Source organism: Mycobacterium sp. 1165178.9, from assembly GCF_001673555.1.
Classification (GTDB): Bacteria; Actinomycetota; Actinomycetes; order Mycobacteriales; family Mycobacteriaceae; genus Mycobacterium.
On record NZ_LZMB01000377.1, the window covers coordinates 1 to 11,951 of the forward strand.

Annotated in this window: 10 protein-coding genes and 3 pseudogenes; 9 read left to right on the top strand and 4 right to left on the bottom strand. The window is 66.9% G+C overall.

Features of this window, described 5'->3' with window-relative positions:
- From A5652_RS27680 to A5652_RS16330, 8 genes and pseudogenes are all read left to right on the top strand, one after another.
- Nucleotides 1–94, top strand: a pseudogene (locus tag A5652_RS27680) (enoyl-CoA hydratase); the annotation flags it as partial.
- Nucleotides 95–99: 5 nt separating this feature from the next.
- Nucleotides 100–1,209: an MBL fold metallo-hydrolase gene (locus A5652_RS16300; RefSeq protein ID WP_067353353.1), complete on the top strand. Its 1,110-nt coding sequence runs from the start codon at nt 100–102 to the stop codon at nt 1,207–1,209.
- A 35-nt stretch (nt 1,210–1,244) separates the two neighbouring features.
- Complete coding sequence (locus tag A5652_RS16305) at nt 1,245–2,828, top strand: serine hydrolase (protein ID WP_067353357.1); 1,584 nt, start codon at nt 1,245–1,247, stop codon at nt 2,826–2,828.
- Nucleotides 2,825–5,212: a cation-translocating P-type ATPase gene (locus A5652_RS16310; protein WP_067353362.1), complete on the top strand. Its 2,388-nt coding sequence runs from the start codon at nt 2,825–2,827 to the stop codon at nt 5,210–5,212. Before A5652_RS16305 ends, A5652_RS16310 begins: the two co-directional genes overlap by 4 nt.
- 69 nt (nt 5,213–5,281) lie before the next feature.
- A complete protein-coding gene (locus A5652_RS16315) occupies nt 5,282–5,467 on the top strand; it encodes an antitoxin (protein ID WP_067126470.1) in 186 nt (61 codons plus the stop codon).
- A 2-nt stretch (nt 5,468–5,469) separates the two neighbouring features.
- Nucleotides 5,470–5,943, top strand: a complete 474-nt coding sequence (locus A5652_RS16320; protein WP_067353364.1) for an SRPBCC family protein — start codon at nt 5,470–5,472, stop codon at nt 5,941–5,943.
- 86 nt (nt 5,944–6,029) lie between these two features.
- Nucleotides 6,030–6,800: a VOC family protein gene (locus A5652_RS16325; protein WP_067353367.1), complete on the top strand. Its 771-nt coding sequence runs from the start codon at nt 6,030–6,032 to the stop codon at nt 6,798–6,800.
- Nucleotides 6,801–6,910: 110 nt separating this feature from the next.
- Nucleotides 6,911–7,345: a hypothetical protein gene (locus tag A5652_RS16330; RefSeq protein ID WP_067353371.1), complete on the top strand. Its 435-nt coding sequence runs from the start codon at nt 6,911–6,913 to the stop codon at nt 7,343–7,345.
- A 4-nt stretch (nt 7,346–7,349) separates the two neighbouring features.
- Here A5652_RS16330 and A5652_RS16335 read toward each other — a convergent pair whose 3' ends face one another.
- From A5652_RS16335 to A5652_RS16345, 3 genes are read right to left on the bottom strand one after another with little or no spacing between them, the layout of a single operon-like run.
- A complete protein-coding gene (locus tag A5652_RS16335) occupies nt 7,350–7,829 on the bottom strand; it encodes a VOC family protein (protein WP_067353374.1) in 480 nt (159 codons plus the stop codon).
- Nucleotides 7,826–9,343 (bottom strand): carotenoid oxygenase family protein, encoded by a 1,518-nt coding sequence (locus A5652_RS16340; protein ID WP_067353378.1) that lies wholly within the window; start codon nt 9,341–9,343, stop codon nt 7,826–7,828. Before A5652_RS16340 ends, A5652_RS16335 begins: the two co-directional genes overlap by 4 nt.
- A 2-nt stretch (nt 9,344–9,345) precedes the next feature.
- Nucleotides 9,346–10,572 carry an acetyl-CoA acetyltransferase gene (locus A5652_RS16345; protein ID WP_067353381.1) on the bottom strand — a complete coding sequence of 409 codons (1,227 nt, stop codon included), beginning with the start codon at nt 10,570–10,572 and terminating at the stop codon, nt 9,346–9,348.
- Nucleotides 10,573–11,417: 845 nt separating this feature from the next.
- On the opposite strand from A5652_RS16345, the pseudogene A5652_RS29205 reads away from it, so the two are divergent.
- Nucleotides 11,418–11,654, top strand: a pseudogene (locus tag A5652_RS29205) (hypothetical protein); the annotation flags it as partial.
- On the opposite strand, the pseudogene A5652_RS26895 reads toward A5652_RS29205, so the two are convergent.
- Nucleotides 11,646–11,885: pseudogene (locus A5652_RS26895) on the bottom strand (hypothetical protein); the annotation flags it as partial. The pseudogenes A5652_RS29205 and A5652_RS26895 sit on opposite strands and share 9 nt — an antisense overlap.
- Nucleotides 11,886–11,951 lie beyond the last annotated feature (66 nt).

The following is an 11,951-nucleotide window of genomic DNA, read 5'->3' on the forward strand; positions in this document are numbered from 1 at the left end:
GGAACTCTTCGATAAGGCCTGGGGCAGCCAAGACGTCGTCGAAGCCCAGGTAGCGCGGATCGAAAAGCGGGCGCCGAAGTTTCAGGGGGCCTGACAACTATGCGGGGGACGCTACGGCTGGTCGCCGGTACGGCGTCGCTAGCGGCCGGTGGCTGGCTGGTGCGAGCGCTGCACGGCGCGCCCGATGCTCTCGGCGCCCACCCGGCATCGATCGCCGAGGCGGCCGCCGGGTCGCCGCACTACCGCGACGGCGTCTTCGTCAACCTCGAGCCCGGCTCGGAAATCAAGATGGACCGGGAGCAACTGCGGCTCATCGCGTGGGAGCTGATCGGCAACCGGGGCGGCAGCCGTCCGAAGGGGCCGATCCCGCTGGCCTCGCCGGGGATGCTCGACGCCGGTCCGGGCCGGCTGGCCGTCAGCTGGTTCGGCCATTCCACGGCATTGCTGGAGATCGACGGTTACCGGGTGCTCACCGATCCGGTGTGGAGCGACCGGTGTTCGCCGTCGGACGTCGTGGGCCCGCAGCGGCTGCATCCGCCGCCGATCCAGATCGAGGCGCTGCCCGCCGTCGACGCGGTGGTGATCAGCCATGACCATTACGACCACCTCGACATCGACACGGTCAGGGCGCTGGCCCGCACTCAGCGGGCACCGTTCTTCGTGCCGCTCGGCATCGGGGCCCATCTGCGCCGGTGGGGGATACCCGAGCAGCGCATCGTCGAGCTCGACTGGCACCAGAGCGCCAAAGTCGACGAGCTGGAGGTGGTGTGCGTGCCGGCGCGGCACTTCTCGGGACGCTTTCTCGATCGCAATACGACGCTGTGGGCGTCGTGGGCGTTCGTCGGCCCGAAACATCGGGCGTACTTCGGCGGCGACACCGGCTACACCAAGAGTTTCGAGCAGATCGGCGCCGATCACGGGCCGTTCGACCTGACTCTGATGCCCATCGGGGCCTACAACACGGCGTGGCCCGACGTGCACATGAACCCGGAGGAGGCGGTGCGTGCGCATCTGGACGTCACCGACGGCGGGCTGCTGGTGCCGATCCATTGGGGCACTTTCCGATTGGCTCCGCACCCGTGGGCCGAACCGGTTGAGCGCCTGCTCGCCGCCGCCGCACCGGAGCGGGTGAATGTGGCGGTGCCGCAGCCAGGCCAACGCATCGATCCCGCGGCGCCGGACGAATCCGACCCCTGGTGGCGGCTCTAGATTCACACGGCGCGCACGCACGTTAGGGTTCGCGCATGGTTAAACGCGCGGCCGGGGCCGCCCTCACCGCGGCGCTGCTCGGGTTGACGGGATGCGGCCCCGCGCAGCCGACGGCCGGGCCGCCGTCCACAGTGTCCGACGTCCCGCCCAACCAGGTCTCCGGCGTGGCGATCCCCGCCGGCCGCATCGACCAGGCCGTCGCCAAGCTGGACGGGCTGGTCGGCGACCTGATGAACAGCACCGGCATCCCGGGGATGGCCGTAGCCGTCGTGCACGGTGGAAAGTTATTGTACGCCAAAGGGTTCGGCATCAAAGATGTGAGCAAGGGGCAAGGGCAGGACAATAAGGTGGACGCCGACACCGTCTTCCAGCTGGCCTCCGTGTCCAAATCGGTGGGCGCGACGGTGATTGCGCACGAGGTCAGCAACAACGTGGTCGCGTGGGACACGCCCGTCACGTCCAAGTTGCCGTGGTTCACCCTCAACGATCCCTACGTCACCAGCCATGTGACCGTTGGCGATTTGTATTCGCATCGCTCCGGATTGCCTGACCATGCGGGTGACAAGCTGGAAGACCTGGGCTACGACCGCCGACAAACGCTCGAGCGGCTCAAATACCTGCCGTTGGATCCGTTCCGAATCAGCTACGCCTACACCAACTATGGGATCACAGCCGGTGCCGAGGCGGTCGCGGCCGCGGCGGGAAAGCCATGGGAGGACCTGTCCGACGAGGCGCTCTACCGCCCGCTGGGGATGGTGTCGACCAGTTCGCGGTTCGCCGACTTCATCGCCCGGCCCAACCACGCGGTCAACCACATCAAGATCGACGACAAGTGGCAGGCCCACTTCCAGCGCGACCCGGATCCCCAATCGCCGGCGGGCGGCGTGAGTTCATCGGTGAACGACATGGGGCGCTGGCTAATGATGCTGCTGGGCAACGGAACCTACGACGGCCATCGCATCGCCTCGCCGGAAGCCCTGCTGCCCGCCACCAGCCCGCAAATAGTATCGTCGCCCGCCAAGACGCCACAGGCGCGCACGGGGTTTTACGGATACGGCTTCAACTCCTCAATCGATTCGTCGGGACGCACCGAGTACAGCCATTCGGGCGCTTTCGATTTGGGCGCGGCCACCAATTTCGTGGTGCTGCCGTCCGAGGATTTGGGCATTATCGCGCTGACCAACGCCGCGCCCTACGGCATCCCCGAAACGCTGACCGCCGAATTCATGGATCTGGTTCAGTACGGTCAGATCCGCGAGGACTGGGGGCCCTTGTACAAGAAGGCGATCGGCTGGCTGAATAACCCGCTGGGCTCGCTGGTCGGCAAGCAGCCCCCGGCCAACCCCGCCCCGGCCAGACCGCTGAGCGACTACGCCGGCAGCTACGCCAGCGACTACTGGGGACCGGCCGTCGTGACTCAACACGACGGCGCGCTGCAACTGCAGATGGGTCCAAAAAACCGGGCGGCCACCCTCACCCACTGGGACGGCGACACCTTCACCTTCACGTTGACCGACGAAAACGCCCCACCCGGAACGGTTTCCAAAGCCGTTTTCGGCGACCACACGATGAACCTGGAGTACTACGACTCGGAGAAGCTGGGAAACTTTTCGCGATGACTCTTGCTCACGCCTCTGGCCTCACCGACGCCGAAGTGGCCCAGCGGGTGGCGGACGGCAAGGGCAACGCGGTACGGGAACGTGCCACGCGCAGCATCACTGATATCGTCCGGGCCAACGTCTTCACCCGGATCAACGCGATCCTGGGGGTGTTGCTGCTGATCGTGCTCGCGACCGGCTCGCTGATCAACGGGATGTTCGGGCTGTTGATCATCGCCAACAGCGTCGTCGGCATGGTGCAAGAGATCCGTGCCAAACAGACGCTGGACCAGCTCGCCATCGTGGGGCAGGCGAAGCCCTTGGTGCGCCGGCAATCCGGGGCCAAGGCGGTGCCGCCCGGTGAAGTGGTGCTCGACGACATCATCGAGCTGGGCCCCGGAGATCAGGTCGTCGTCGACGGGGAGATCGTCGAGGAGGCGAACCTGGAAGTGGACGAGTCGCTGCTGACGGGGGAGGCCGACCCGATCGCCAAGGCCGTCGGCGACGCGGTGATGTCGGGCAGCTTCGTCGTCGCGGGCAGCGCAGCCTACCGCGCCACCAAGGTCGGTCCGGACGCCTACGCGACCAAGCTCGCCGAGGAGGCCAGCAAATTCACCTTGGTGAAATCAGAACTGCGCAACGGCATTAACCGCATCCTCCAGTTCATCACCTACCTGTTGGTGCCCGCCGGACTGCTCACCGTCTACACCCAGCTGTTCACCACGCGCGCGGACTGGCGCCAGGCCGTGCTGCGCACGGTCGGCGCACTGGTGCCCATGGTTCCCGAAGGGCTGGTGTTGTTGACGTCGGTCGCGTTCGCGGTCGGGGTGGTGCGGCTGGGTCAGCGCCGGTGCCTAGTGCAGGAGCTGCCCGCGATCGAGGGACTCGCGCGGGTCGACGTGGTTTGCGCGGATAAGACGGGCACCCTGACCGAGAGCGGCATGCGGGTCGCAACCGTGGATCCACTCGACGGGTCTGGGGACGGTGAGCGGATCGCCGATGTGCTGGCCTCGTTGGCCGCCGCCGATCCGCGACCCAACGCGAGCATGCGGGCCATCGCCGAGACCTATCCCCAGCCCCCCGGCTGGACCGCCACGGCGACAGCACCTTTCAAGTCGGCCACCAAATGGAGCGGCGTCTCTTTCCAAGACCACGGCAACTGGGTGATGGGGGCTCCGGACGTGTTGCTCGACCCGACGTCGGGGGCGGCCGAGCAGGCCGAGCGGATCGGAGCGCAGGGGCTGCGGGTGCTGCTGGTCGGCGCCGGTGACGTCGCCGTCGACCACCCCGACGCGCCGGGCCGCGTCACCCCCGCCGCGCTGGTGGTCCTCGAACAGAAGGTGCGGCCGGATGCGCGCGAAACGCTTAATTATTTTGCAGAACAAGGTGTTTCGGTCAAGGTGCTATCCGGTGACAACGCGGTTTCGGTCGGCGCCGTCGCCGGCAAGCTTGGGCTGAGCGGCGAGACGATGGATGCGCGCCAATTGCCTTCGGAACCCGGGCAATTGGCCGACGCGCTGGACGCTCCCACCACCTTCGGCAGGGTGCGGCCGGACCAGAAACGCGCCATGGTGCACGCCTTGCAAACACACGGGCACACCGTCGCGATGACCGGCGATGGCGTCAACGACGTGCTGGCGCTCAAGGATGCCGACATCGGTGTCGCGATGGGAGCCGGTAGCCCGGCAGCGCGGGCCGTCGCGCAGATTGTTCTGCTGGACAACAGATTTGCGACACTGCCCTACGTCGTCGGCGAGGGGCGGCGGGTGATCGGCAACATCGAACGCGTCGCCAACCTGTTCTTGACCAAAACGGTGTACTCGGTCCTGCTGGCGCTCCTGGTGGGCATCGAATGCCTGCTCGCCAAACCGTTCGGGGCCGACCCGCTGCTGTATCCGTTCCAGCCCATCCACGTCACGATCGCAGCCTGGTTCACCATCGGCATACCGTCGTTCATCCTGTCGCTGGCGCCCAATAACGAACGCGCCAATTCGGGGTTCGTGCGCCGGGTCCTTACGTCCGCGCTGCCCTCCGGCCTGATCGTCGGCAGCGCGACGTTCGCCTCCTACCTGCTGGCCTATCACGGGCGCCACGCCAGCTTCGTCCAGCAGGATCAGGCGTCCACCGCGGCCCTGATCACCTTGCTGATGACGGCGCTGTGGGTGTTGGCGGTGGTGGCCCGGCCCTACCAGTGGTGGCGGGTGGCGCTGGTAATCGCTTCAGGCTTGGCCTATGTCGTGATTTTCAGCCTGCCGCTGGCGCGCAAGGAGTTCCTGCTCGACCCGTCCAACGTCGCGGTGACGTCGACCGCGCTGGGCATCGGTGTGCTGGGCGCAGCCGCCATCGAGGCCACGTGGTGGATCCGCGCCAAAGTGCTGGGCGTGCAACCGCGGTTGTGGCGCTGAGCTAGCCGAACTCACCCCGCGGTGGGTCGTCGCCGGCCAAGTACGATGCCGGGGGAAAGGGGAGGGCGCATGGGTTTCCTGGACAAGGCAAAGGACCTGTTGTCGCAGAACGCCGACAAGGTCGAGATGGCGATCGACAAGGCCGGCGAGTTCGTCGACGACAAGACGCAGGGCAAGTACACCGACACCATCCACCAGGTGCAGGAGCAGGCCAAGAAGGCCACCGGTGCCGCGGACACCGGCGACCAGCAGTAGCAATGGCGAAGCTTTCCGGATCCATTGATGTTCCGCTGCCACCCGAGGTGGCCTGGCAGCACGCCTCCGACCTGTCCCGGTACAAGGACTGGCTGACGATTCACCGGGTGTGGCGCAGCACCCTGCCCGACGAGATCGAAAAGGGCACGGTCGTCGAGTCGATCGTCGAGGTCAAGGGGATGTACAGCCGGATCAAATGGACGGTGGTGCGCTACAAGCCACCCGAGGGCATGACGCTCAATGGCGACGGCGTCGGCGGGGTCAAGGTCAAGCTGATGGCCAAGATCGCGCCCAAGGACGACGGCTCCATCGTCAGCTTCGACGTGCACTTGGGCGGCCCGGCACTGTTCGGTCCCATCGGCATGATCGTCGCCGCCGCCCTGCGCAGCGACATCAACCAATCGCTGGAGAACTTCGTCACGGTGTTCACCCGCGCCGACCCGAGCACCAACGGAGACAGTGGGTCTCATCGCTGATCGCCGCCGCCGATGAGTTTTAGGCTGGGCGACAGTCCATAGTGTGAAGCCCTTTCCCCGGGGCCAGACACCACCAGGAGGTCACCGTGCCCATCCGTGACAGCGCCCCGCTGGGCGCCCCGTGCTGGATCGATCTGACCACGTCCGACGTCGCCCGCGCCCAGGAGTTCTATGGCACGGTCTTCGGCTGGACGTTCGAGTCCGCCGGACCCGAGTACCACGGCTACGTCAACGCCGCCAAGGACGGCCACCCAGTGGCCGGCATCATGGCCAACCGGCCCGAAGCCGGGTCGCCCGACCACTGGGCCACCTACTTTCACACCGCCGACATCGACACCACCGTTGCCGCGGTGACCCGGGCCGGTGGTTCGGTGTGCATGGCGATGGAGGTGCCCGCCAAGGGGCACATGGCCGTCGCGACCGACCCCGCCGGTGCGGTCTTCGGGCTGTGGCAGCCGCTGGGCCACCGCGGCTTCGAGCTCATCGGGGCAGCGGGCGCCCCGGTGTGGCACCAGCTGACCACACGCGGCTACCGCGCGGCCCTCGACTTCTACCGCGACGTCCTTGGGTGGCAGACCGAGCCCGTCTCCGACACCGACGAATTCCGTTACAGCACCGCGCGGTTCGGTGAGGAGCAATTGCTGGGCGTGATGGACGGCGCCGCATTCCTGCCACAAGAGATCCCATCGAACTGGGTGATCTTCTTCGGCGCCGAGGACGTCGACAAGACCCTGCGGGTGATCGCCGACAACGGTGGCACGGTGGTGCGCGACGCCGAGGACACCCCGTACGGACGGCTGGCCGCGGCGGGCGATCCGACGGGTGCGATCTTCAATCTGTCCTCGCTGCAGGCCTAGCGCCTCTGGACGGCGAGCGTCACGCTGGGCGTGGTCGGCGGCGAGCGGCGCCACGCTAGCGGAACGCTCGCTCGCATGAAGCGGCGTCGGAGTCCGTTAGTCTCGCTAGCATGACTCGCCGACTGCGCCCCGGTTGGCTGGTGGCGCTTTTCGCCGTCATGGTGTCGGCCAGCGCATGGCTGCCGTGGCTGCGGACGCGGGTGAACGGCGGGGGCTGGGCCAACGCCATCGGCGGCGCCCACGGCAACCTGGAGCTGCCCCGGGGGTTCGGCGCGGGTCAGCTCATCGTGCTGTTGGCCTCGACTCTGTTGGTGGTCGGCGCCATGATGGGTCGTGGCTTGTGGCTGCGACTCGCTTCGGTTGCCGCACTGCTGATTTCGTTGCTGATCGTGGCGCTGACGGTCTGGTACTACCAGCTCAACGTCAACCCGCCGGTGTCGGCCGAATACGGGCTGTACGTCGGCGCGGGCGCGGCCGCCTGTGCCGTCGCGTGCTCGCTGGTGGCCGTCATCGCCGCCTTGGCTTCCGGCCGGCCCGGCCGCTGAACCATCAGCCCGACGGAAATTCGTGCTTTCCCGAAGCGCCGCTGTTCTCGGGCTCGTTGACACCGAATACGAAGGGCGCGAACACGATTTCGCGTCCATCCGGGTCGCGGAAGGTGGCAGCCCCCGTGGCCTCCCAGTACGGGTGCTGCTCGACCGGCTCGACGCCCGCGTCACGCAGGCGCGCGAGGGCGGCTTGCTGCGCATGCTGGTCGGGAAAGTACAGACACAGTTGTTCGTGAGGGTCCACCGCGACGCCGTCGACGGCCTCCACGATTTCCATGGTGAGGTTCCAGCTGGGCAATCCGAAGATGGCGCCGGTGCTTCCGTAGCTGTCCCCGAACGTCTCGTAGAGCGGCAACCCCACCAGGTCGCGGTAGAACTGCACGGTTTCCGCGAAATGTGTGGAGCGGCGTGCGAAACGGATGGCGCCGATCGGCGCCAGTTGCAGCGGCCAGTGCGTGTGGCGGTGCTTTCCGGCGCTCATCGCAGCCCGATCGCGTCCGCGGCCGAGTCGGCGGTCTCCCAGCGCCGCAATTGGCCACCGGGCGCCCACGTCGAGTGGGTGCCGCTGGAGATGCGTTCGGGCAGTTGAAGTTTGCACACCGGGCCGTCGCCGACCCGGGCGGCGTCGAACACCAGGCAGTAGGAGGCGTCGGTATTCATGTCGGTGGTAAGGGTGACCAGGTAGCCATCGTCCTCACCGGTAGCGCCCACGCGCGGTGCCATCGCGGTCTCGCTGCCGTAGACACCCTCACCGAACGAGAACTTCTCCTCGGTTCCGGTGCGCAGGTCATGTTTGACCAGACCGTCGAACAAGAACCAGCCGGGCTTGCCGGTGGCAGCATAAGTGTAGCGGTAGTCGCCCCCGGCGCACTCGGGATTGATGGTGCCGAACTCGGTGATCGACTCGGAAAGCCGCTCTTCCCGTACCGCCCCGGTGGTCAAATTGAACCGCCAGCGGTGCAGCCGAGCCTGCAGGCGATCCAGCGCGAGGAAGCGGAACAGCTTCTCCCACTTGGTTCCTCCGGTATCGAGCGGGGACGGATCACTCTCGAAGAAGCCGTCCAGCACGATCTCGTCGCCGTCCTCGTACGCGTTGGTGAAGTGCAGCACGAAGGTGGGGTCGGCCTCGAACCAGCGAACGTCTCCGGTGTCACCACGGCGCGGGATCACCGCGAATCGCGACGGGATGTCGGGATAGAAGCGCGGCAGGTGCACGTCGTGCTCAAGCAGCTGGGGATCCCAGAACAGTGGGAAATCGTTGAGGATGGCGTAGTTCTCGGTAAACGCCATGTCGTGGGGGAGACGCGGTCCGGGCAGCGGGATGTCGACATAGTGCGCCAGCTCGTTGCGGTCGTCGACCACACCGTAATGCATATATGGCTCTTGCTTGCTGTAGTTGAAGAACAAGAGCTCGCCGGTTCTGTTGTCTACCTTGGGATGTGCGGACACACCCCACTCGGCCGGAAAGCCGCCGTTCCAGGACTCCTTGCCCAGCGTGTCGGCGGAATACGGATCAATCCGGTACAGGTCGCCGCACTGGTAGAAACTGGTCAGCGCGATTCCGCGGTGGACGATGACGTCCGTGCTCGACGCATCCTTCATCTTGGTGCGGGCGCCCCACCCTCTCTCGCGTCGCGCCAGTTGCACGGGCTCGGCCAGACCCGGCCACAGCGGCTCACCGGCCTGGTTCTCGGCCAGGAAACCATCGGTGCGAATGAATCGGTTGCGGTAGAAGGCGTTTCCGTCACGGAAGCCGACTACGTGCACCATGCCGTCGCCGTCGAACGGGTGATAGGTCTTCAGCGCCGGATGCAACGGGTTCTCTGTGTTGCGCAGGTAGACCCCGTCCAGATCGCGGGGGATTTCACCCTCGATTGCGATGAGGTCGTCGGCGTCCCACTCGGTGGTCTGGGGGCGCCACGGTCCGGTCCGGTACGGATGGTCGTCGTCTTCGGGCAGCGTGCAGAGGAACTTCCCGACGATCTCAACATCCATGGTCATACGCCTCCGGTGCCGCTGACGACGAAACTCACTGTGGTGGCGGTGCTGCCGCCGAAGTTCAGGGTGCCGAAGGTCTGGGCGCCATCGACCTGGTACTCGCCCGCGTCGCCGCTGACCTGCTTGGCCGCGTCAAACAGCATCCGCACGCCCGAGGCTCCGACCGGATGTCCGCCACCGATCAGGCCGCCGCTGGGGTTGATCGGGAGCCGGCCGCCGATCTCGATCTCGCCGTTCTCGATCGCCTTCCACGATTCGCCCGGGCCGGTCAGGCCGATGTGGTCGATCGCCAGGTACTCGCTGGGGGTGAAGCAGTCGTGGACTTCGAATCCGTCGACGTCGTCGAGGCTGCGCTGGGCCCGGCGCAGCGCGTCGAGCACCGCGGCCCGCACATGGGGCAGGACGTACGGGTCGCCGTCGGCGCGTTCCAGTTTTTGTCGCAGACCCAACCCGACGGTGCGATGGCCCCACCCGTCGATCCGGGCGATCGCGCGCGCATCGGGATGATCGCGCAGATAGGTATCGCTCACCAGTACCAATCCCGCGCCGCCGTCGGTCATTTGGCTGCAGTCGAATCTGCGTAGCCTGCCTTCGGTGATCGGGTTGCTCACGTCGTCGTCGGCGATCGGGTCAGGAACGGTCCATTCACGGGTTTGAGCGTTGGGGTTACGCCGCGCGTTGGCGAAGTTCAGCTGTGCGATGGCCCGCAGGTGCGTGTCGTCCAGGCCGTACCGCCGGTCGTACTCCTCGGCCACTTGGGCAAACATGGATGGCCACAGGTAGCGGGCGTCGGCCCCCTCGTGCCCGGTCCATGCGGCCGCGCCCAGATGCTGAGCCGCGGTGTCGCCGGGGACGGTCTTCTCCAACTCGATGCCCACCACCAGCGCGGCTTCGTAGGCGCCCGCGCGCAGATCGGCCATCGCGCAGAGCGCAGCCACGCTGCCGGAGGCGCACGCCGCCTCGTGCCGTGAAGCCGGTGTATCCCAGAGGCCGTCGCACACCGTGGCCGGCATAGCCCCGAGGTGGCCCTGGCGCGCGAACATCTCGCCGAAGGCGTTGCCGACGTGCACCACCTCAATGTCGGCCGCATCGACCCTGGCTGCGGTCAGCGTGGCGTCGACGACCTCCGCGGTCAACGCGGCAAAGTCGCGGCCTTCTTTGGTGAGGTTGCGGGCGAAATCGCTTTGATAACCACCGAGAATCCACACACCGGCCGAGTCATCCATACGCCGACGGTACTCCCGGGCGGCGGTGTTGTTCAGGCCTATCGACGACCCGCTCCGGACAGGTCAGGTTGGCGGAAGAGGCCCGAAAGAGGGACGGCCCCGTCGGCTCTCGGGCTGAACCGACGGGACCTAGGCGTGTGCGAAGGCCGGCCCACGCACTCGCCTCTGTTGGATCATTGCCACCGATGACGGTCGACAAACATGCTGACCCCATCTCGTTTGAATGTGACACGGCCGTGGGGGCTACGCCGGGCGATCGACGATTTTCGTTACGCGCGTGTGTAATAGAGGACGTTGGCTGCACCAGTGCGAGGCTGAGCTGCGCCAATGTGGTGCGCTTGTACCGATTGGCGGCTCGCGACGGGGCTCGGCTTCGGGCTGAGCCCGCCGCGCCGTCCGCCGGCGGGCAGCGTGCGGCCGACGGTCGGCGAGGCCGCCCAGCAAAGTGGCGACGTCGCTTACTCCGGCAATGCGTCATCGCCGCGGCGATAGCGCCGGGGCCCGTGACGGAGTGCCCGCTTCATCGCGACTAGCGCCGGAGGTGCGATGGGCAACCCTGCCCGGGTTGTGCCGTCCGCGATCCATCGTGGCGCCGTTTTGGCCCTCAATCAGCCCGATTCGGGGCGGACGGTGGCAACTTCCTTTAACGGCTCCCATCTGCGCGTATGGATGGTGGGCTAATCATCTGAGCGGTCCGCTGCGGCCGGGGACCGCTGCGTTGCGACACGGTCACGGATGAATACCTATCGGCTCATCACTGGTCACATTTGCCCCGCAGATCACTATCGTCACATTGGCCAGCTAAGGGACGTCAACGCGGTGTCCTACCCCTCGAAAGGTGCTACATGTCGGCGTTTCTGCGAAGTGTGTCGCTATCGATGGCGTCGGCGGCCGCTATCGGATTCGTCCTCGTGGTGGGGCCCGCGCCAACTGCAAACGCCACACCGTGCGGGGCACCCGAGGCGAACGTAGATCCTCCCGCCGCGCCCCCGGCCATGCCCGCGCCCCAGCCGGTCGTGCAGCCGCCGACCGGGCGCCGCCCCACACACACGAATGACCAGGCACCGCTACCGAGGCTGGGGCTGCGGGAAGGGAGCGGCGTTGGGGCGCAACTGGTTTGCGTTCGGCGGTAGCGGGACGCCGGGCGCGGGCGGATTGGGCCCCGGTGGCAGCACCTCGGCTTGCGGATGCAGCGGCGCGGCATACTGGCGGCCCGGAGCAGTCGGTTTTAGCAGTGACGAGATCAGTGGCCCCAGCCTCGGTAGCGGTGCCTGGTCATTCGTGTGTGTGGGGCGGCGCCCGGTCGGCGGCCGCTATCGGATTCGTCCTCGTGGTGGGGCCCGCGCCAACTGCAAACGCCACACCGTGCGGGGCACCCG

Coding starts and splice junctions, on each gene's coding strand:
- A5652_RS16300 (WP_067353353.1), top strand. CDS start 100: ATGCGGGGGACGCTACGGCTGGTCGCCGGTACGGCGTCGCTAGCGGCC.
- A5652_RS16305 (WP_067353357.1), top strand. CDS start 1,245: ATGGTTAAACGCGCGGCCGGGGCCGCCCTCACCGCGGCGCTGCTCGGG.
- A5652_RS16310 (WP_067353362.1), top strand. CDS start 2,825: ATGACTCTTGCTCACGCCTCTGGCCTCACCGACGCCGAAGTGGCCCAG.
- A5652_RS16315 (WP_067126470.1), top strand. CDS start 5,282: ATGGGTTTCCTGGACAAGGCAAAGGACCTGTTGTCGCAGAACGCCGAC.
- A5652_RS16320 (WP_067353364.1), top strand. CDS start 5,470: ATGGCGAAGCTTTCCGGATCCATTGATGTTCCGCTGCCACCCGAGGTG.
- A5652_RS16330 (WP_067353371.1), top strand. CDS start 6,911: ATGACTCGCCGACTGCGCCCCGGTTGGCTGGTGGCGCTTTTCGCCGTC.
- A5652_RS16335 (WP_067353374.1), bottom strand. CDS start 7,829: ATGAGCGCCGGAAAGCACCGCCACACGCACTGGCCGCTGCAACTGGCG.
- A5652_RS16340 (WP_067353378.1), bottom strand. CDS start 9,343: ATGGATGTTGAGATCGTCGGGAAGTTCCTCTGCACGCTGCCCGAAGAC.
- A5652_RS16345 (WP_067353381.1), bottom strand. CDS start 10,572: ATGGATGACTCGGCCGGTGTGTGGATTCTCGGTGGTTATCAAAGCGAT.